General features: G+C 70.6%; 19 protein-coding genes. 4 read left to right on the top strand and 15 right to left on the bottom strand.

Translation table 11 applies throughout. The features are described from left to right. Positions 1-59: 59 nt before the first annotated feature. Entirely contained in the window at positions 60-1532 is a 1473-nt protein-coding gene (locus VSH64_RS41230; protein ID WP_326568142.1) for an NAD(P)H-hydrate dehydratase, read from the bottom strand. Positions 1533-1546: 14 nt separating this feature from the next. Next, a complete protein-coding gene (glmS, locus tag VSH64_RS41225) occupies positions 1547-3409 on the bottom strand; it encodes a glutamine--fructose-6-phosphate transaminase (isomerizing) (protein WP_326568141.1) in 1863 nt (620 codons plus the stop codon). 301 nt (positions 3410-3710) lie between these two features. On the opposite strand from glmS, the gene VSH64_RS41220 reads away from it, so the two are divergent. Both VSH64_RS41220 and VSH64_RS41215 read left to right on the top strand, forming a co-directional pair. Continuing rightward, a complete protein-coding gene (locus tag VSH64_RS41220) occupies positions 3711-4295 on the top strand; it encodes a dihydrofolate reductase family protein (RefSeq protein WP_326568140.1) in 585 nt (194 codons plus the stop codon). Between the two features lie 56 nt (positions 4296-4351). Further along, positions 4352-5185 carry a dienelactone hydrolase family protein gene (locus tag VSH64_RS41215; protein ID WP_326568139.1) on the top strand — a complete coding sequence of 278 codons (834 nt, stop codon included), beginning with the start codon at positions 4352-4354 and terminating at the stop codon, positions 5183-5185. A gap of 5 nt (positions 5186-5190) precedes the next feature. Here VSH64_RS41215 and VSH64_RS41210 read toward each other — a convergent pair whose 3' ends face one another. The 9 genes from VSH64_RS41210 to rplM all read right to left on the bottom strand — a co-directional run bounded on the left by VSH64_RS41210 (position 5191) and on the right by rplM (position 13666). After that, complete coding sequence (locus VSH64_RS41210; protein ID WP_326568138.1) at positions 5191-5565, bottom strand: hypothetical protein; 375 nt, start codon at positions 5563-5565, stop codon at positions 5191-5193. Positions 5566-5602: 37 nt separating this feature from the next. Then, positions 5603-6868, bottom strand: coding sequence for a hypothetical protein (locus VSH64_RS41205; RefSeq protein WP_326568137.1), 1266 nt, complete (start codon positions 6866-6868; stop codon positions 5603-5605). Beyond that, complete coding sequence (locus tag VSH64_RS41200) at positions 6865-7179, bottom strand: hypothetical protein (protein WP_326568136.1); 315 nt, start codon at positions 7177-7179, stop codon at positions 6865-6867. Before VSH64_RS41200 ends, VSH64_RS41205 begins: the two co-directional genes overlap by 4 nt. Before the next feature lie 127 nt (positions 7180-7306). After that, positions 7307-7705 (bottom strand): hypothetical protein, encoded by a 399-nt coding sequence (locus VSH64_RS41195; protein WP_326568135.1) that lies wholly within the window; start codon positions 7703-7705, stop codon positions 7307-7309. Positions 7706-7756: 51 nt separating this feature from the next. Then, the gene (locus VSH64_RS41190; RefSeq protein WP_326568134.1) at positions 7757-10366 is read right to left on the bottom strand and encodes a hypothetical protein; all 2610 of its coding nucleotides are present in this window, start codon (positions 10364-10366) and stop codon (positions 7757-7759) included. Next, on the bottom strand, positions 10363-10674 hold the full coding sequence (locus VSH64_RS41185) for a hypothetical protein (protein WP_326568133.1): 312 nt from the start codon (positions 10672-10674) through the stop codon (positions 10363-10365). Before VSH64_RS41185 ends, VSH64_RS41190 begins: the two co-directional genes overlap by 4 nt. Positions 10675-10808: 134 nt before the next feature. Continuing rightward, on the bottom strand, positions 10809-12146 hold the full coding sequence (gene glmM / locus VSH64_RS41180) for a phosphoglucosamine mutase (RefSeq protein ID WP_326568132.1): 1338 nt from the start codon (positions 12144-12146) through the stop codon (positions 10809-10811). A gap of 528 nt (positions 12147-12674) precedes the next feature. After that, positions 12675-13199 (bottom strand): 30S ribosomal protein S9, encoded by a 525-nt coding sequence (gene rpsI / locus VSH64_RS41175; protein ID WP_326568131.1) that lies wholly within the window; start codon positions 13197-13199, stop codon positions 12675-12677. Between the two features lie 14 nt (positions 13200-13213). Further along, entirely contained in the window at positions 13214-13666 is a 453-nt protein-coding gene (gene rplM / locus VSH64_RS41170) for a 50S ribosomal protein L13 (RefSeq protein ID WP_220246114.1), read from the bottom strand. Between the two features lie 268 nt (positions 13667-13934). On the opposite strand from rplM, the gene VSH64_RS41165 reads away from it, so the two are divergent. Then, a complete protein-coding gene (locus VSH64_RS41165; protein WP_326568130.1) occupies positions 13935-14825 on the top strand; it encodes a hypothetical protein in 891 nt (296 codons plus the stop codon). Positions 14826-14847: 22 nt separating this feature from the next. Next, entirely contained in the window at positions 14848-15633 is a 786-nt protein-coding gene (locus VSH64_RS41160; protein WP_326568129.1) for a DUF4333 domain-containing protein, read from the top strand. 114 nt (positions 15634-15747) lie between these two features. Here the strand turns inward: VSH64_RS41160 and VSH64_RS41155 are convergent, their stop codons facing one another. From VSH64_RS41155 to VSH64_RS41140, 4 genes are all read right to left on the bottom strand, one after another. After that, entirely contained in the window at positions 15748-16032 is a 285-nt protein-coding gene (locus tag VSH64_RS41155; RefSeq protein WP_326568128.1) for a WXG100 family type VII secretion target, read from the bottom strand. Between the two features lie 59 nt (positions 16033-16091). Next, on the bottom strand, positions 16092-16415 hold the full coding sequence (locus tag VSH64_RS41150) for a WXG100 family type VII secretion target (RefSeq protein ID WP_326568127.1): 324 nt from the start codon (positions 16413-16415) through the stop codon (positions 16092-16094). A gap of 242 nt (positions 16416-16657) precedes the next feature. Then, a complete protein-coding gene (locus VSH64_RS41145) occupies positions 16658-17023 on the bottom strand; it encodes a hypothetical protein (RefSeq protein ID WP_326568126.1) in 366 nt (121 codons plus the stop codon). 10 nt (positions 17024-17033) lie between these two features. Next, positions 17034-19181, bottom strand: coding sequence for a type VII secretion-associated protein (locus VSH64_RS41140; protein WP_326568125.1), 2148 nt, complete (start codon positions 19179-19181; stop codon positions 17034-17036). Positions 19182-19210 lie beyond the last annotated feature (29 nt).

The raw sequence follows: 19210 nt of genomic DNA, 5'->3' as shown, positions 1-19210 counted from the left end.
AGGGTCACTCGATCAGGGGCACCAGTGCGCACACCTCGTTCTTACCAGATTTTATCGCGTTAGTTAACGGGTAACTCGATAACTTCTACGTCGCTGGTGCCCCGGACGAGCTTCAGGGCGCCCGGGATCGCGTCCACCAGGCCGGAAGCCGACGTAGGCACACCGTCAGCGGCGAGGGCGCCGGCGAGCGAGTGGACCTGCGCGCCCGCGGCGGCGGCCAGCCACGGGTCGAGGCCGGCGGCGAGCAGCGACCCGATGAGCCCGGTGAGGACGTCGCCGGAGCCGGCCGTGGCGAGCCAGGAGCCGCGCGGGGTGTTCACGGCGACGCGCCCGTCCGGGGCGGCGATCACGGTGCAGTGGCCCTTGAGGAGCACCACGGCGTTGTACTTCTTCGCCGCTTCGCGGGCGGCTTTGAGCCGGTCGGCGCCGGGGCGGGTGCCCATGAGGCGCTCGTACTCGCCGGCGTGGGGTGTGAGCACGAGCGGGGTGTCGGGGTCGCGGGCGTCGAGCACGTCGGGGTGCTGGGCGATGATCGTGGTGGCGTCGGCGTCGGCGCACACGGGCACGCCCTGGCCGAGGATGTGGCGCAGCACGTCGCGACCCTCGGTGCCGGTGCCGATGCCCGGGCCGACGACCCAGGCCTGCACGCGGCCGGCGTCGGTGACCGAGCCCGTGGCGACGATCTCGGGCCAGCGGCCGCGCACGACGTCGGCGGCCGGGCCGGCGTAGCGGACCATGCCCGCGGTGGCGTGCACGGCGGAGCCCGAGGCGAGCACGGCCGCGCCCGGGTAGGTGGCGGAGCCGGCGGCGATGCCGACCACGCCCTGGCTGTACTTGTCGTCACCGGGGCCGGGGATGGGCCAGACATCGGCGAGGTCACTGAGCTCGAGTCGGCGCAGATCGGGTTCGCCGAGTTCGGGGCGCAGGCCGATGTCGACGAGCACGATGTCACCGCACTGCTCGGGTGCGAGCGCGTGGACGGGCTTGGGGGCGCCGAAGGTGACAGTGAGGTCCGCGGTCACGTGCGGGCCGTCGGTGGCGCCGGTGTCGGGGTCGACGCCGCTGGGGAGGTCGACGGCGACGATGGGCGCGCGGACCTGGTCGACGAGCGCTTTCGCGTCCGGCCGCAGCGGGCCCTTGCCCGAGATGCCGACGATGCCGTCGACCACCACGTCGGCCTTCTTGATCCACTGTGGACTGTCCTCGACGGACACCACGCGGCCGCCGGCTCGCTTGAGCGCCGCCAATCCCCGGGCGTGGGCCTTTTCGGGCTTCAGCAACACGGCCGTGACGACCACGCTGCGGCGGCGCAGGAACGCACCGGCCCACAGCGCGTCTCCACCGTTGTCGCCGGAGCCGACGAGCAGCACGACCCGCCGGCCGGCGACGCCGCCGGTGCGTTCGGCCAGGAACCCCGCGAGGTGCGTGGCGAGGCCGAACGACGCCCGGCGCATCAGCTCGCCATCAGGCGTGACGGCGAACAGCTTGCCCTCCGCCTCGCGAATCCGTTCCGTGGTCCAGATTCCCTGCACGGCGGGCCCTCCGCTTACTCGACAGTCACGGACTTCGCCAGGTTACGCGGCTTGTCGACGTCGTACCCGCGGGTGCGGGCGATCTCCGCGGCCAGCACCTGCAGCGGCACGGTGGACACCAGCGGCTGCAGCAGCGTCGGCACGGCGGGGATCTCGATCAGCTCGTCGGCGAACGGCCGCACCGCCTCGTCGCCCTCCTCGGCGATCACGATGGTGCGGGCGCCGCGGGCCTGGATCTCGCTGATGTTGGACACCAGCTTCGAGTGCAGCACCGCGCGGCCCTTCGGCGAGGGCATGACCACCACGATCGGCAGGCCTTCCTCGACCAGCGCAATCGGGCCGTGCTTGAGCTCGCCGGCGGCGAAGCCCTCGGCGTGCATGTAGGCCAGCTCCTTGAGCTTCAGCGCACCCTCGAGCGCCACCGGGAACCCGACGTGACGGCCGAGGAACAGCACCGCCTTCGAGTCGGCGATCCGGCGGCCGAGGTCGCGGACCTGGTCCACAGTGGACAGTACCTTCTGCACGGCGGCCGGCATGGCCTCCAGCTCGGCGAACTCGCGGGCGACCTCGTCGGGGTACTTCGTGCCGCGCGCCTGCGCGAGCGCCAGGCCCACGAGGTAGTTGGCGGCGATCTGCGCGAGGAACGCCTTGGTGGACGCGACGCCGATCTCCGGGCCGGCGTGCGTGTAGAGCACAGCGTCGGACTCGCGGGGGATCTGCGCGCCGTTGGTGTTGCAGACGGCCAGCACGCGGGCCTTCTGCTCACGGGCATGCCGGACGGCTTCGAGCGTGTCGGCCGTCTCGCCGGACTGCGACACGGCGACCACGAGCGTGTCGCGGTCGAGCACCGGGTCGCGGTAGCGGAACTCACTGGCGAGCTCCACCTCGACCGGCAGCCGGGTCCAGTGCTCGATGGCGTACTTCGCGACCAGGCCGGAGTGGTACGCCGAACCACAGGCGACGACGAAGACCTTGTCGACGTCACGCAGGTCCTGGTCGGAGATGCGCTGCTCGTCGAGGATGATGCGGCCGGCCTCGAAGTGGCCGCGCAGGGTGTTGGCCAGCGCCTCGGGCTGCTCGTCGATCTCCTTGAGCATGAAGTACTCGTGGCCGCCCTTCTCGGCGGCGGAGAGGTCCCAGTCGACGGTGAACGGCTTGGCCTGGGCGGCGTCACCGTGGAAGTCGGTGACCTCGTAGCCCTCGCGCGTGATGACCACCAGCTGGTCCTGCCCCAGCTCCACGGCTTCACGCGTGTGCTCGATGAACGCGGCGACGTCGGACGCCACGAAGTGCTCGCCCTCGCCCACGCCGACCACCAGCGGGCTCGACCGACGGGCCGCCACGATGGTGTCCGGCTCGTCGGCGTGCGTCACGACCAGCGTGAACGCGCCCTCCAGCCGCCGGCACACGGCGGCGACGCTGGCGGCGAAGTTCTTGGCGGTGTCCCCGGAGTTGTACGCGCGGGCCACCAGGTGAGCCGCGGTTTCGGTGTCGGTGTCGCTCGCCATCTCCACACCGTCGGCCTCGAGCTCCGCCCTGAGCGCGGCGAAGTTCTCGATGATGCCGTTGTGCACCACGGCCACCTTCTTGGTGGCGTCCTGGTGCGGGTGCGAATTCCGATCCACGGGCGCGCCGTGCGTCGCCCAGCGGGTGTGGCCCATGCCGGCGGTGCCGGTGAAGCCGTCCCTGCCCACGGTGTCGAGCTGCGCCTCCAGGTTGGCGAGCCGCCCAGCCTTGCGCTCGACCCTCAGCGCGCCGGCGCCGTCGAGCACCGCCACCCCGGCCGAGTCGTAGCCGCGGTACTCCATCCGCCGCAGGCCACCGAGGACCACATCCAGCGCCGGCCGGTGTCCGACATATCCCACGATTCCACACACGCGAAACAGCCTAACGAGGGATGTCCAGTCCCCTACTCCGGTACCTTCCCGGGGCTTTTCAACCCACCTGAGCTGGGGAGATGGGGTGGTTACGGTGGGGAGTCGGGTGGGTTGGGTGGGTGATTGGGTCGTGGCGATCTGGGGTGTTGGTTTGGTGGAGGGCCGACAAAACCGGCGAGCGAGCGAAGTTATCCACAGGTGGCCAGAGTTGTGGATAACTCGGGCGACGAGCTCCGCTTCGGGCCGGCTGTCGAAATCCGCATCGCTCGCTCGTGTAGAGGGCAAACGAGAGGAGCAAGTCATGCGGAGCATCAGCGTCACCATGAGCGTCACGCTCGACGGGGTTGTGCAGGGCCTCGGAAGGCCCGACGAAGACACGCGCGGCGGGTTCGAGCACGGCGGGTGGGGCGGGCGATACCAGGACGACGTGCTCGGACGGGAGATGGCGAAGGGCATGGCGCAGGCCGGCGACATGCTGTTCGGGCGCCGGACGTGGGAGGACTTCATCGGGGCGTGGGCCGGCCGGACGGACGGCAACCCGGTCACCGCCCACCTCGACGCGGCGACCAAGTACGTGGCCTCGACCACCCTCGACAGCACCGACGCGTGGCAGAACTCGATTCTGCTGGCGGGTGACGCGGTGGAGACCGTCGGACGGTTGAAGGACGAGCCGGGGAAGGATCTGAGCATCGTGGGCAGCGCGGCGCTCGTGCGGAGCCTGCACGCGGCGGGGCTGGTCGACCGGTACGTGCTGCTGATCCACCCGCTCACGCTCGGCACGGGCGCGCGGCTGTTCGACGGCCCGGCGCCGCTCACGGAGTTCGCGCTCACGCGCAGCGTGGCGACCACGAAGGGCGTGCTGATCGCGTACTACGAGCGAGCGTGACCTGGCGCGGAGCGGCGGGCGGGCCGGGGCCGGGCGCGGGCAGTAAGGTCACGCGCATGGCCAGCAAGCCCAAGCAACTGCTCGCGGAGCTGTCACACCCGGGGCCCCACGAGGTCCTGCGCGGCAATCTCGCCCTGGTGGGGCTGCCGGGGGTCGTGTTCACGCCCCGGCAAGGGCTGGGGCTGCCGGCCATCGCGTTCGGGCACGGGTGGTTGCAGCCCGCGTCGCGGTATCGGCACCTGCTGCACCACCTCGCGAGCTGGGGCGTGGTCGCGGCCGCGCCGGCGACGCAGGGCGGGCCGCTGCCGTCGTACCGCCTGCTGGCCAGCGACCTGCTGACGACGCTCGACGTCGTCACGACCGTGCGCCTCGGCCCCGACGGCATCAGCGTCGACCCGGCCAAGCTCGGCCTCGCCGGCCACTCCACGGGCGGCGGGTCCGCCGTCCTCGCCGCCGCCCAGGCCGCCGCGGCGGACGACTCGGTGCGCCCGCGCGTCCGCGCCGTCGCGACGATCACCGCGGCCCAGACGCTCCCCTCCGCTTCCGCGGCCGCCCGCCTCATCACGGCACCCGGCCTGCACCTCGCGGCGGAAGAGGACCTCGTCGCCCCGGCCGTCGGCCACGCCGAAGCCATCGCGGCGTCGTGGGCCGGGCCCGTGCAGCTGCGGATGCTCGGCAAGTCGTCCCACCTCGGCGTCACGGAGGGGCGGCACTGGAGCCAGCTGCTCCTGCAGGGCAAACCGCACCGCCGCACGCAGCAGCTCACGCGAGCGCTGTTCACGGCGTTCTTCCTGACGCACCTCACGGGCACGGAGCGGTACCTGCCGCTGCTGGACGCCGACGTGAAGCGCGCGCAGATCGAGTTGCTGGAGGAAGAGCCGGCCGCCTGACGGGCTCAGTCGACCAGCCAGGTGTTGTTCGAGAAGTCGTGGTCGTCGAAGCGAGTGGCGCCCGCGGGATGGCCCGGCAGTGGTGGCGTGGGCTCGCCGGTCGGCGGGGCGTCGGCCGGTGGGGTGAGGTCGAGCGTCTCCGGCCGGTCGGTCATCGACTTTTCCGTGAGCCAGCCGCCGGAAGCCTGATGGCGGCGCCGGAGATCCTCCACGCGCGCGAGGTAACGGCTGTGAGCTTCGGCGTCCCGGTGGAGGGATTCTTTGGCGTCCGCGGTGGCTGAAGTGACCCGCCGGTCGCGAAGCGCGCGTTGCTCCTGTTGCTCACGGGCGGCCGCGTCCTGGGCGGCCCGCGCGGCGGCCAGGCGGTCGGCGGCGGTCAAGGCCGGAGCCGCCGGCCGGCCGGCTCGTCAGGTCGGGTCAACGCCCGGGTCCCTCGTCGAGCGAGCCGCTGATGCGGCCGACGGAGCCCTGCGTGTCGAACACGTCCGGCACCGGGCGGGGCGCGCCGCGCGACGGATCGCCCGGGGCCGTGCCGAGGGTGGGCAGACCGGGCAGGGACAGCGGGCCGAAGGCGAGCACCCCGTCGGGCATCGCGGCGGGGTTCGGGCCGAGCGGGTCGAAGGTCACGTCGCCGCCGGGCGCCGTGCCCAGCTCCGAGGGCTGGTCCTGAGGCGGGTCGATCACGTGGGCGCCCAATTCGGACAGTGACGCCGCGGCGGTGGTGCTGTCGTCGGGGTCGCCGGAGTCGTCTGGCAGGTCCAAGGTGCCGGACGCCGCGGTGGGTTCGTCCTCGTCCGGCAGGTCCAGGCTGCCCGACCGGAAACCGGACACCGAGTCGAGCTCGACGGGCACCACCGGCAGCCCGAGCGGCGGCGTGGGCGATTCGATCACTTCGTCCACAGTGGATTCAACTGGCAGAAACCCAGTGAGTGCCCGGAATTGGGCGTCTATGGTCGAGCCGGCGGTGGCGCACAACCCCTGGAACGCCGTGTAGCGAGCGTGGAACTCGGTCGCGAACGGACCGGTCAGCCACTGTTCGGCGGCCCGGGCCGCGTAGCCGACGTCGACGGGGTCGCAGTCCTGGAGCCGGGAGTGCAGATCGTTGCCGAGGCCGGCCGAGTCGAACCACCGGGCCAGGTCGAGCAGATCTTCCCGCGAGCCGGCTTTGCCCTGACTCAGCGCCACGATCCGTTGCGCCACGCGGAAATCCGCGCCGGCGACGGTCTCAGTGCGGAGGCGCAGCACTTCGTCCACTTTGGTCTTCAGGGTGGTGAAGACGTGCGTGACCGTTTCCGGGATGAGCCGGGCGGCGGCGTCGAGGTGATCCAGCAGGGCGTCGGCACTCGGGGAGGCGGCCTCCGCGGCGGTGGCGGCGGGGCTCTGCCAGGCGCGGAACAACGCGGTGGTGGCCGCGGTCGCGTCGGCGTGGGCGGCGGAGAGGGTGGCGTGGCCGCGGGCCAGGATGTCGGCGTCGGCGAGGAAGGCGCCGAAGTCGAGGCCGGCGCCGGTGTGGAACTTCTGCCGGATGTCGCGCTCGGGCTCGATCTTCGACGGTGCGACGGCGTTCCAGATGTCGGCCCACTGCGTGAAGAAGTCGAGCGCCGGGTCGGCGAGGGCGAAGATCTCGTCGGAGGTGCGCACGCCGACGCCGCCGGGCTCGGGGGCGCGCAGGGCCTCGGTCATCGGTCGCCGGCGTTTCGGGCGGTGTCGGCGTGGTCGTCCTCGATGGACGAATACCGGGCGGCCGCGGTGTCCAGGTTGCCGGCGAAGGACGTCAGCGAGTCGGCATAGGACTGGAGCGCGTTACTGAGAGCGGTGAAACCGTTGCGGTACGCGGTAATCGCGTCGCTGTGACCTAGGCCGAAGGCTGCCTCGGTGACCTGCGACGACACCGTGGGCACGCGCGCGGCTGCGGCCTCGAGCGCGGTCTGCGCGGTGCGCATCGCGTCGGTATCCGTTTGATGACTGTCCGTCCGGTGGCTGCCCTCCGGCATGGCCACCCCCTCACTCACCCGACCGGCACCGACTCCGACGCACGGCGCCTTCGCCCGGTGCCCCTTCCGTGCACCGGAAATCTACCGAGAGAAGGTGTCGGCCAGAAGGGCCTCGAGGGCAGAGTGTTCAGTTGGCCAGCCAATCGGTGTCCGCGAAGTCGTCGTCGTCGACGGCGTGCGCGGCCCGGCGGTGACGTCCGGACGGTTCCGCCGGCGGCGGAGCTGCCGGTGCCGACGGTCGCGCAGCGTAGCGAACATCCACGTCGCCGGTCTGCGCGGCCTCGTCGTCCTCGAACCCGAACTGGTTCTCTTCGGCCCGGTCCCCGACGGTCTTCTCGGTCTCCCAGCCTCCGGCCGCCTTGGCGCGACGGTTGCGTTCTTGCAGCCGGACGAAAACCTCGCCCTGGATCTTGCCCTGTTTCTCGAGTTTCTCCTTGCTCTCCGCCACCGCCTCGGCACGGTTGCGGTCGAGCATGGCCGACCGCGCGCTGTTTTCGGCCTCCAACGTCGCCAGCTTGGCGCGCATCGCGGCCAACGCGTCCTGCGAACTCATCAGACTCCCCCTTCCCGGCGCCGGCTAACGGCCCATCACCGGGTCGTCGTCGAGCGAACCGGAGATGCGGTTGCCCGACTTCGACGATTCGAACAGCCCACGATCGACCCGGTAGGCGTTCGCGGACCGATCCTGGTCCTGGCCACCGCCACCGCCACCCGCGCCGCCCATCATGCCGCCGCCCATCATCCCCATCGGGGAGGACTGCTGGGCCTGGTGGTCGCCCATCGTCGGCGCGGTGCCGAGCGGTGAGGTCGACGCGTCGGTCGCCCCGCCGCCCAGGGGCACGCTCGCGTCCGGACCGGTGCCGAGCGAGTCGTCCGCGTGGGCCTCGAAGCCGCTGTGACTGTCGAGCGGGTTGGTGAGCGACTGGGCCGTGGTCGAGTCGTCGACCGCCGCGGACCCGTCATGGCCGGATCCGTCCTGCCCGGATCCGTCGTGTGCCGAGTAGCTCGCCGCATCGGCCGGCATGTCCGCGGCGTGCTGGGGGCCGGCGTCCGCCGCGTGGAGCGGGGCGGCTTCCTGGCCATTGGAGTGCGCCGGCGAGTCCTGGTCGCCGAACCCGCCGCCGGTGCCGCCCGAATGGCCGGGCCCGTCCTGCGGACCACCCGCCTCCCCTGCCGGAGCCGCGCCCGGTACGTCCGGCAACCCGGGCTGGCTGTGCTGCGGAGTGACGGCAGTCGGGTCGGTGCCGGTGAGCGGGTCCGGCTTGCCGTCGTCGCCGAGGGTGTACTTGACGGGCTCGCCGCTGCCGTCGTCGACGGTCACCACGGTCGGGCCGTCCGGCCCCTCCGGGCGCTCCGCCGTGATCTTGAGCCCGCCGTCCTCGATGTGGATCTTGCCGTCGGGGCCGGGCTCGTAGGTCTTGGCCGACGGGTCGGTGGGCTGGGTGCCGTCGTGCCCCTGGGGACCGAACCCGGGAGCGGGCTGGCCCGGCGCCGTCGGCTGGCCGGGCACGCCAGGCTGACCGGGAACACCGGGCTGGACCGGTTGACCAGGCACGCCCGGCTGTCCCGGCACCGCGGTCGCGCCGTCCTTAGGGTCGTCGAAGTCGAGGTTGTACTGCTTGGGGTGACCGGTGCCGTCGTCGACGGTGATGCCCATGTGACCGTCGGAGTCCGGCTCGGTCATCGCGATCTTGTGATCGCCCTGCTCGACGGTCGTCGTGTCGGGCTGGGCCGTTTTGATCGCCTCGCCGGTGGTCGGGTCGATCGGGTACGGCTTGCCCGTGGCGGGGTCCGTCTCGAGCGGCTGGTGCGTGACCGGGTTCAGGTTCGGGTCGGTGGCCGAAGGGGTCTCCGGGGTCTTCGGCAGGTCGACCTTCGGCATCGCCGGCGTGCCACCACCGCCACCGCCGCCTCCGGTGACGCCACCGCCGCCACCCCCACCGCTGCCAGTGCCGGTGGTGCCAGCCGGCTTCGTGGTGCCCGGGTCCGGCGGCGCGGCCTGGTCGACGTTGGAGAACGGGTCCTGCGGCAGCTGGGCGAAGAAATCGGTGAGCGCGCGCCAGGCACCGTCGACGGCGGTGTGCGTGTTGGTGCACATCGTCTTGAAGTCGCGGATGTAGCCGTCGAAGAACTTCCCGAAGTTGTCCTTCAGGTAGATGTTGCACTGGTCGACGATGTGATTGATCGTGTCCTCGTTGAGGTTGCACGAGTCGTCGTCGATCATCTGCTGCGATTGCTGGTCCAGAAACTTCGCGCAGTGCTTGAAGTCGTCCTGGCTCGCGTTGCTGCGCAGTTCGGCGATCCGGATGATGCGGTCCAGGTCCGGAGCGGTCACCTGGCCGAGCGAATCGACCCGGTACTTGATCATCCAGTTCGCCTTGTCACGGCAGGCCTTGCCGACCGTCCCGCAAGCGGACTTCATCGCTTCGGCCGCATGCGCGGCGGAATCGGAAACGACCTTGGCGTCAGCCGTGTAGTTCTTCCGGAAGTTGTTCGCCGAGTCCGCCGCACTGCCGTGCCAGTCGGCGAGGTTGGTCGAGAGCTGACCCTCGACATCGGTCGACGCGTTGACGACGGCACCGCTCAACGCCGTGAACTCGTCGGCGCCCGTCATGAACTTGGTGAACGGGATCTTGCGCTGCTCGTCGTAGAGCTTGTAGAGGTCGTCCTTGTTCGCGGGCTGGTAGGTGCCGACCACCGCGACCGCGCGGTTGAACAGCGGCGCCCAGATGTCGAACGTCTTCATCCCCGGCAACCCCAGGTCGAGGATTTCGTCCGAGGTGTTCGCCCCGGCATTCGTCGCCGATGCTTTGCCGGCCTGCGCGTCGAGCTTGCCTTTCGCGTCGTCAGCGGCCTTCTTGTCGGCCGCGCGGGCATCCGCTTGGTTCTTCTGGTGGATGCCGTTCGCCTGCGAATAGGCGTCGTAGACGTCGTCGTTGTCGTGGTTGTCGTCAGCGTCCTCGGGCGGATCGGCGCTGAGCGCCATGTCGTTCTTGATCCGGTCACGCCACTGCTCGAACTCGTGCTCGTCCTTGAACCCGTACTTGGTCGGGTCGTTGTCTTCGAGGTACTTGATGTACTTCCACGCCAGGTCGGTGCCCGCCTGGGTCTTCCCGAGGTCGTGGTCGTAGAGGATCTGCTCGACTTCCTGGCGGGACGGGATGTCGTCGCTCTCGCCGGCGCTCACTTGCCCGCCGCCTTCACCGCGGAGCCGGAAGCGTCCTCATTGACCTGGTAGTGCCCGCCCGCCGAGTTGAGCTTCTGGGCGAAGGCGTCGGAGGCCTTCAGGTAGGCGTCGGCCATTCCAGCCAATCGGAGGACACCCGAGTGGTAGGGGTCGAAGTTCCGGTCGTGGGCCTCACCGAAATCGGCGGACACGATCTGCACGTCCTTGACCGCCGCGAGCGGCTGCTGCAGCGTGTTGTGCGGCATTTCGCTCACGGCTTTCGCCGCCCTCGTCAACGCTTCCGTATCGACCTTGTGGCCGCCCGCCATCGCTCGCCCTCCCTAGAGCACCGGTGTACAGCACTCTAGGACGCACGAAAGGCGTCTCCGGTGCCATCACACTCGCCCACGGAATGTACCCGGGCTGTGACGGCGGGCGCAGCGATTCGGCGATCGCGGGACGATCAGGAGACCGCGGACACCACTCCGGCCAACCGGTCCGCCGCCGCCTGGGCGGTGGAGTGGGCCGGGGCCTCGACCATCACGCGGACGAGCTGTTCGGTGCCCGAGGGGCGCAGGAGGACGCGGCCCTCTTCGCCGAGCTCGGCTTCGACCTCGCCGACGGCGTCGCGGACTTCGGAGGAGTCGGCGACGGCCGCTTTGTTCGCGACGGGGACGTTGACGAGGACCTGGGGCAGGCGGTTCATCACGCCGGCGAGCTCGCCGAGCTTCTTGCCGGTGGCGGCCATGCGGGACATGAGGCGCATGGCGGTGAGCAGGCCGTCGCCGGTGGTGGCGTGGGCGGGGAGGACGACGTGGCCCGACTGTTCGCCGCCGAGGGCGAGGCCGGAGGCGCGGAGCTCTTCGAGCACGTAGCGGTCGCCGACGGAGGTGGTGACGACGGTGATGCCGTGGGCCTTCATCGCCAGGTGCAGGCCCAGGTTGCTCATCACGGTGGCGACGAGCGTGTCCTTCACCAGCTCGCCGTCCTCGGCGAGCGCGAGGGCCAGGATGGCCATGATCTGGTCGCCGTCCACGAGCTCGCCCGAGGCGTCGACCGCGACGCAGCGGTCGGCGTCGCCGTCGTGGGCGATGCCCAGGTCGGCGCCGTGTTCGACGACGGCGGCGCGCAGCAGGTCGGGGTGGTTCGAACCGCAGTGCTCGTTGATGTTGATGCCGTCGGGCTCCGCGTGCAGGGCCACGACCTCGGCGCCGGCGCGGCGGTAGGCCTCGGGGGCGGCGACGGAGGAGGCACCGTTGGCGCAGTCGACGACGACCTTGAGGCCGTCGAGGCGGTGCGGGGTCGCCGAGAGGAGGTGGTCGACGTACAGGTCGAGGGCGTCGGAGACGTCGGACACCCGGCCGACGCCCGAGCCCGTCGGACGCACCACGTCGGCGCCGGACAGGCCGGCCTCGATCTCGTCCTCGATGCTGTCGGGCAGCTTGTGGCCGCCGGCGGCGAAGAGCTTGATGCCGTTGTCGGGCATCGGGTTGTGCGAGGCCGAGATCATCACGCCCAGGTCGGCTTCCAGCGCACCCACGAGGTAGGCGACGGCGGGCGTGGGCAGCACGCCCAGGCGCAGCACGTCGGCGCCGGCGGACGCGAGGCCCGCCACCACGGCGGCCTCCAGCATCTCGCCGCTCGCGCGCGGGTCGCGGCCCACCACGGCCACCGGGCGGTGCGAACGGTCGTGCGCGGCGAGCACGCGCGCCGCGCTGGCCGCGAGCGAAAGCGCCAGCTCAGGGGTCAACTCGGCGTTGGCCAGGCCACGTACGCCGTCGGTGCCGAACAGTCGGGCCATCTCCACGACCTCCAAGGTCCAAATCGACCACGACAACCTAGCGGCGGCTGCGACCCGGTCGGGCCGTGCCCCCACCCCTGGAAAGTCGCGGACCACGCGCGAAATGCATCACTGTGGGGCAGATGGGACACATGAGGTCCCAGAGAACACGTCAGAGAGCGCTCGTCAGAACTTCCGAGAGCTTCGGAGTACTGCGGAAAGCACGAGAGCGCCCATCCGATGGACGGATGGGCGCTCTCGAGGTTGCCTTTCGCGAGGCCAAGTACTTCAACCAGCGCGGGTATGCAACACGCCAAAACCAGCGCAACCCACCGGGGTCCAGGGGGCTTGCCCCCTGGCGGGGGTTTGGGGGTTCGACCCCCAATGTGACCGCGAAGAGAGCCCGGTGAAGCGCTCTCAAGCGCTGAGCACAGCTCCCCGCGAACGAGCGCGGGGGTTTGGGGGTTCGACCCCCAATGTGATCGTGGAGAGAGTCCAGGCGAAGCGCCTCCAGGCGCTGAGCAGAGGACTACCCCCACGACCGGAGCATCAGCGCTTGCTGTACTGCGGAGCCTTACGGGCCTTCTTGAGGCCGTACTTCTTCCGCTCCGTGGCGCGCGCGTCACGGGTCAGGAAGCCGGCCTTCTTCAGGGCCGGGCGGTCGTCCGCGTCGACCTCGACGAGGGCGCGGGCGATGGCGAGGCGCAGCGCACCGGCCTGGCCCGAGATGCCGCCGCCGTGGAGGTTGGCGAAGATGTCGAACGAGTCGGGCTTGTCGACCGTGACCAGGGGCTCACGGATGAGCTGCTGGTGCACCTTGTTCGGGAAGTACTCCGCGAGGGTGCGGCCGTTGAGCTTGAACTCGCCGGTGCCGGGGACGACGCGAACGCGGACCACGGCCTCCTTGCGACGGCCGACAGTCTGGGCGTTGCCACCCGCGGCGCGCGACGGACGCGGGGCGGCGGGGGTCTCGCTCGTGGCGACAGCGCCATCGACCGCGGGGGTCTCCGGAGCGGCGGTCTCCGACGTGGCGACGACGGCCGGAGCCTCGGTCTCGGTCTCGGTGCTGGTCACAGACTGTTCCTCACTCACTGCGCGACCTGCGCGATCTTGGTGATCTCGCGCGCCTGCGGCTGCTGCGCGGCGTGCGGGTGCTGCGGGCCGGCGTACACCTTCAGCTTCTTGGCCATGGCGCGGCCGAGCTTGTTCTTCGGCAGCATGCCCTTCACGACCTTCTCGACAAGGTGCTCGGGCTTGGTGTCGAGCAGCTCGCCGAAGGAACGCTTGCGCAGACCGCCGGGGTAACCGCTGTGGCGGTACGCGAACTTCTGGTCGCGCTTGTTACCGGTGAGCGCGACCTTCTCGGCGTTGACGATGACGACGAAGTCGCCGGTGTCCACGTGCGGGGCATAAGTCGGCTTGTGCTTGCCGCGCAGCAGCGTGGCGACCTCGGTCGCGAGCCGGCCGAGCACGACATCCTCGGCGTCGATCACGTGCCAGGCACGAGTGACGTCGCCGGGCTTGGGGCTGTACGTGGGCAAGGGTCTACCTCGTCGTCAACATTGCGTGTGGGTTCTGTGCGGGCCTAGCGCTGACGCGCCGCAACGCACAACGACATATGAAGATACGCCTCTGCTTACGTGACCCGTGCAGCGGGGGGTGCCCGCCGGTCGAGACCCCCGAAACCGGGCACCTCGGACCGCGCTGATGATTCTACCGGCCGAGGTCGCGGAACCACCCACGCGGGCCCCGCCGACCCGTCAAGATGAGACGATCCGCGCGGACAGCCGACCATCCCTGGGGGAAGCGATGACGAAACGAGCCCGCCGGGCGACGCTCGCGCTCGGCGCCGTGCTGCTGCTCGCGACCGCGTGCGGGCAGGCCCGCGCCGGCACCGCGCTGCCCAACGGCGACCAGGCCTCGGCCTACGTCGGCGCGAAGTTCGAGAAGGCCATGTCGAAGCTCGAGGACTCGATCCTCGACGCGCGCGACGTCACCAACTCCGCCGACGCCTACTTCAAGTTCGACGACAAGTGGATCCACAGCGTGATCACCTCGGCCCGCACCGGCAGCCCCGAGAGCCGCGTGGTGCACAACCGGTCACAGAAGAACCCCGACGAGATCATCGACACGTTCACCCCCGCCGCCGGCACGCTCGACTACGTGTACCTCGGCCCCACCTACAAGTCGCTGGAGCCGACGTCCTGGGTGTCGATGCCGAAGCCCGAGGCCGGCCTCATCCAGCCGTGCGCCTGGGGCGGGGTGCTCACCGCCTGCAAGATGGCCAACGCCGTGGACGACTCGTACAACGCCGACAAGAAGGCCGTGCGCGGCGCGAAGAGCGCGGCCGACGGCTCGGCCGAGCTCACCGTGAACGTGCCGTTCTCCCAGTTCCTCGACAAGCGCGTGGAACTGCTGCCCGATTCGCTGCTGAAACTGGTCGGACCACAGCTGAACAAGTCCGTGATCCCCACCACGATCAAGCTGAAGCCGGACGGTTCGCTCGCCGAGTTCGTGATGGCGGCCAAGTTCTCCGGCGACGGGCACAACATCGAGCTGAACTACGACTTCCGCTTCACCGGCAAGGCGACCGCGCAGGACCTGCCGAAGCTGCCGGACGCGAGCCAGATCACCGCCCTGCCGGACGACGCCGCGAAAGCCGACTTCTACCGCCGGCTCGGCGAACTGCAGGGCAACTGATGAGCACCCGAGGTGAGCACCGATGACCCAGCCGCCCGAGCAGCCGCAGCAGCCCCAGCAGTGGTGGCAGCCGCCCGGTGCGCCGGAAGCCCAGCCAGGCCAGTGGCACCCGGCTGCGCAGCCGGGTGCGTGGCAGCAGCCGAACCCGCAGCAGCAGAACGCCCAGCAGAACCCGTGGTCGCCGGGAACGCCGGCGCAGTACCCGAACACCGGCGGGCAGCCGTACGCCCAGCCCCAGCAGCACCCGAGCGGTGCGCAGCCCCAGCCGTACGCGAACCCCGGAACCGGCCCGTACCAGCAGGGCTACGCGAACCCGGCCGGCGGCCCGCAGCAGCAGGGCTACCCCGCGAGCGGTCCGCAGCAGCAGCCGTACGGCGGGCAGCAGGTGCCCGGGGTGCCGCCGCAGCAGCAGGGCGCGACGTTCGGCGGCGGGTTCCAGCCGGCGACCTACGGCGGGCTCGGCGCGTTTTCCGCGGAGGCGGTGAAGAAGGCACCGCGCTCACGCAAGCCGTGGGTGATCGGCGGCGCGGCGGTGGCCGTGGTGATCATCGGCGGTGGCGCGGCGTGGCTGCTCGGCGCGTTCCGGGGCGACACGCTGGAGCAGAAGTCGTTGCAGGACGGCGTTTCCAAGGTCCTCGCCGAGAGCTACGGGGAACCCGATGTGAAGAACGTCGCATGCCCTTCAGGCGAGTCCACGCAGAACGGCACCACGTTCGACTGCACGCTGCAGCTCGGTGGCCAGCCGAGGAAGGTCACCGTGCGGGTGCTCAACGACAAGCCCGAGTACGAGGTCGGCGCACCGCACTGACTCAGCGTCCACTGTGGACGAGGGCGCGCCGCGCCGAAAACACCCGCCACAACGGAAAACGGCGGGCCCGCACCGAAGTGCGGAGCCCGCCGTGGTTTCGCCGGAACCCGAGGATCAGAAGAGGTTCTGGACGTCCTTGTCGGTCTTGGTGTAACCGTCGGCGATCTCCGGCAGCGCGATGGCGATCTGGGCCAGCAGCTGGGTCAGGTCGGCGAACTTGTCGTCCCAGTCCTGCTGGGCCTTCATGTAGTTGTCCTTGGCGTCACCGCTCCACGTGTCGGTGAGCTTGTGCAGGTCGTCCTTGAGCCGGTCGAAGGACGACTTCAGGTCCTTGGTGGTCGCGTTGCAGTCGTCAGCCGCCCGGTGGATGGTGGCCGGGTCAACGAGAATTCGCGCCATGACGTACTCCTGTCAAAGTTTGGGTGTGAAACGGATGAACTGAATGAGGCCGAACCAGATCAGCCGAGAACGCCGAAGCCCTTGTTGAAGCTGCTCACGATTTCGTTCTGCTCGGCTTCAGTGCGCTGGTACTTCGAGCCGGCGTCCTGCAGCAGGTCCGCAATGGTCTGCAGTGCCTTGTTCAGGCCCTTGCCCGATTCGTCGAAGCGCTGCATGACATGGTTGAACGCCTTGGCCGCGTCGCCGTCCCAGCCCGCGCGAGTGGCTTCGATCTCACCCTGCAGCTGCGAGAGACGCTGGTCCATCGCGACGCGAACGTCGGTGACGTTGTTCTCAGCAGCGGTGAACTGTTCCGGAGTTCCTTCAAAGCCGCCAGCCGCCATGGGAACTACCCCCTTCGTCAGTTGTTGTGAGTACGGGCGGCTTGTTTCCGCCGTACACCCCTACGACGAAGACAGTGCCAGGTTCGGTTCACCCTTGGTGCGAGATTTCCCAAGTAGTTGCTTGCGGGAACGCCGCCGGAGGGAACCGGAGCCGCCGGACGGCTCGCGACGCCGCCGGGAAAGTTCGCGAAACCCGTGCCCTACTGGGCAATTAGCACACGCACAGCCGGAGTGAAGCAGATTCACGGTTCCCGGCTCATGATTCGCAACTGCGAAAAGTCCTCTTCGTCATCACTCGTTCGTGCGGCCGGCGAGGGAACTTCGGGCTCGGACCGGACCACTTCGGCCTCGGTGGGCAGGTGCGGCATCGGCAGCCCGCACGCCGCGCGGAACCGAGCGGCGGCACCCCGCAGCACCTTCGGCGTCGGTTCCACGGCGCCGCCGCCGGCGAGCCGGTGACGCGCGTAGGCCTTCATCAGTTCCCGGTTGGCCTCGCGGTGCCGGCCGGTGCGCGCGAGCGCGGTGCCGGCGACCCGGCGCGCGTGCGTGACCGCGTCCTGGCCCGCTCGCGTGAAAGCCGCCGCGGCAGACTCGGGTTCCGTCGGCACGGGCACTCCTTCAGCTGGTGATCTTCAGCGTCCGCACGATCTGCTCACAGGCCGTGTCGACGCGTTGCCGCAACGCGGGCGCTTCGTACTGGCAGCCCACGTGCACCCGGATCTTCCCTTGCACCACCACGAACCAGTTCACGGTGAGCTGGTCGCTCTTGCGTTGGTGATACCCGATCACGGCACGGCCACCGTACGTCAGGTCGGGGTTGAAGGCGCTGTAGTTCGGATCACGGGCGGCCTGCGAGCGCAACGAGTCCACGAGCTGCGCGCGGTCGGCGGTCGCGTCGTAGTCCATCACGAACTCCTGGGTGACCACGAGGTCGTTGCCGGCGGTCGCGTCCTGCGGGTGCAGGATCACCTGCCGCTCGGCGACCTGGTCGGAGGTCTGGACCCAGTCCGCGGGCGCGATCACGCTGAAGTCGTACTGGACGAAGGTGCGGCCCTGCTGCGCCGCCGCGGGGTCGTCGCTGCCCTGGTTGACGACATACAGCACCACCGCCGCGACGACCACGATCACCGCCACGATCGCACCGATCGCCCACAGCCGGCGCTTGCGCCCGCTCTTGCCGGTGGCTCCGGTCTCCGTCGGCCACGGCTGTCCCGCAGGACCGCCGAGGCCACCGGGACCTCCTGGGCCGCCAGGGCCACTCGGACCGTTCGGACCACCAGGAGCGCCGAGCGCCGGACCACCCGGCCCGGACGGGCTCGCGCCGGCCGCTCCCGCGAACCCGCGTCCCGGCGTCGGCCGCGCGGCCGGCATCGGCCCCGATGGCGGCTGAACCATCGGCGCCGGTTGGTTCAGGGCGTGGGGCGGCCTGGGCTGCGCGCGAGGCGGGACGGCGCGCGCCACGAGCTCCGTGCGGCCGGAGTCGGCCTGTGCGTCCCCGGGGTGCCCGGCGTTGGGATGTGCGGTGTTGGGATTCACTGTGCCGGGGTGGACCACCGCCGTGCGCTGGTCCGCCGGAACACCGGCCCCGCGCGCCGCCTGCGAACCGGGCAGCGCGCCCGTGCGATCGGCGTCCACCAGCACCGCACGCAACGCGCCGCGCGCCACCACCGTTTCCGGCTGGTCGAGGCTCGTGGGCACCACGCCGGTGCGCTCGTGCACCAGGCGCGAGATCATCGGGATCCGGCTCGAACCGCCGACCAGGAAGATCGCGGTGAGCTGCTTCGGCCGCAACCCCGCCTCGGCGATCGCCGCGCTGGTGAGCTCCACCGTGCGCCCGAGCGGTGCGGCGATGAGCTTTTCGAGGTCTTCGCGCGTCACGTGCGCGTCAGCGAACGGCGGCGGCATCGGCACGTCGGTGTAGGTGTGGCGCGACAACGTCTCCTTCGCGCCGCGCACGTCCTGACGCAGCACGCGCCGCCGCCGCCGGTCGGCGAGCTCGCGGCCCGTGACCAGCTGCTGCCAGGCATCGGGATCCGCGTCCGACACCAGCGAACCGACGTGGTCCAGCAGCGCCTGGTCGATGTCCGCGCCGCCGAAACTCGGGTCGCCGCGCGTGGCGAGCACCTGGAAGCCACCCCGTTGCGGCCGGCCACCCGGACCACGACCGGCGTCCGGCAGCCGCTGCACCACGCTCACGTCGACCGTGCCGCCGCCGAGGTCGAGCACTGCGAGCGCGTCGCCGGGGCGGCCGCTGAACTCCACAGTGCGCCCGTCCGGTGAAGCGACCGGAGCGAAAGTGGCCGCGTGATACACGGCCGCCGCGACCGGCTCGGGCACCAGCGCGACCTCACGCGCCAGCCGGCCCGCGGCCTGGCGCAGCAGCCTGGTGCGGATCGCACCCCAGTCGGCGGGGTGCGTGAGCACGAGCAGGTTGACCTCGGCGTCGCCGGCGATGCGGCGCGCCTCGGCCACCGCACGGCCCAGCACGGCGTGGATCACGTCGGTGACCCGCAGCACGGAATCGCCGAGCAGCAGTTCACCCTCGTCGATGCGCCGCTTCGGATTGGGCTCGTAGCGCGACGGGTCGACCGCGGCCTGCCGCTCGGCCTCCTGGCCCACGAACAAGGTGCCGTCGGCGGCCGCGAAGACCGCCGACGACATCAACGGCTGACCGTCGATCACCACGACCTGCGGCTCGCGGCCGTTGACGGAGGCGACGACGCAGGTGCTGGTGGTCCCGAAGTCCACCGCCACCCGCACCGTCACCCGACACCCCTACCGTCGCCCGCGAGGGG

Origin of the sequence: Amycolatopsis rhabdoformis (assembly GCF_035918295.1) — a bacterium.
In the GTDB taxonomy this organism is placed as follows: domain Bacteria; phylum Actinomycetota; class Actinomycetes; order Mycobacteriales; family Pseudonocardiaceae; genus Amycolatopsis; species Amycolatopsis rhabdoformis.
The sequence above is the reverse complement of the archived record's forward strand: the minus strand, read 5'-3'. Positions and strand labels throughout refer to the sequence as shown.

Excerpts from the sequence above, each read along its gene's own strand:
- VSH64_RS41220 (WP_326568140.1), top strand. The coding sequence starts at position 3,711 with ATGCGGAGCATCAGCGTCACCATGAGCGTCACGCTCGACGGGGTTGTG.
- VSH64_RS41215 (WP_326568139.1), top strand. The coding sequence starts at position 4,352 with ATGGCCAGCAAGCCCAAGCAACTGCTCGCGGAGCTGTCACACCCGGGG.
- VSH64_RS41205 (WP_326568137.1), bottom strand. The coding sequence starts at position 6,868 with ATGACCGAGGCCCTGCGCGCCCCCGAGCCCGGCGGCGTCGGCGTGCGC.
- VSH64_RS41200 (WP_326568136.1), bottom strand. The coding sequence starts at position 7,179 with ATGCCGGAGGGCAGCCACCGGACGGACAGTCATCAAACGGATACCGAC.
- VSH64_RS41195 (WP_326568135.1), bottom strand. The coding sequence starts at position 7,705 with ATGCGCGCCAAGCTGGCGACGTTGGAGGCCGAAAACAGCGCGCGGTCG.
- VSH64_RS41185 (WP_326568133.1), bottom strand. The coding sequence starts at position 10,674 with ATGGCGGGCGGCCACAAGGTCGATACGGAAGCGTTGACGAGGGCGGCG.
- glmM (WP_326568132.1), bottom strand. The coding sequence starts at position 12,146 with ATGGCCCGACTGTTCGGCACCGACGGCGTACGTGGCCTGGCCAACGCC.
- VSH64_RS41165 (WP_326568130.1), top strand. The coding sequence starts at position 13,935 with ATGACGAAACGAGCCCGCCGGGCGACGCTCGCGCTCGGCGCCGTGCTG.
- VSH64_RS41160 (WP_326568129.1), top strand. The coding sequence starts at position 14,848 with ATGACCCAGCCGCCCGAGCAGCCGCAGCAGCCCCAGCAGTGGTGGCAG.
- VSH64_RS41155 (WP_326568128.1), bottom strand. The coding sequence starts at position 16,032 with ATGGCGCGAATTCTCGTTGACCCGGCCACCATCCACCGGGCGGCTGAC.
- VSH64_RS41150 (WP_326568127.1), bottom strand. The coding sequence starts at position 16,415 with ATGGCGGCTGGCGGCTTTGAAGGAACTCCGGAACAGTTCACCGCTGCT.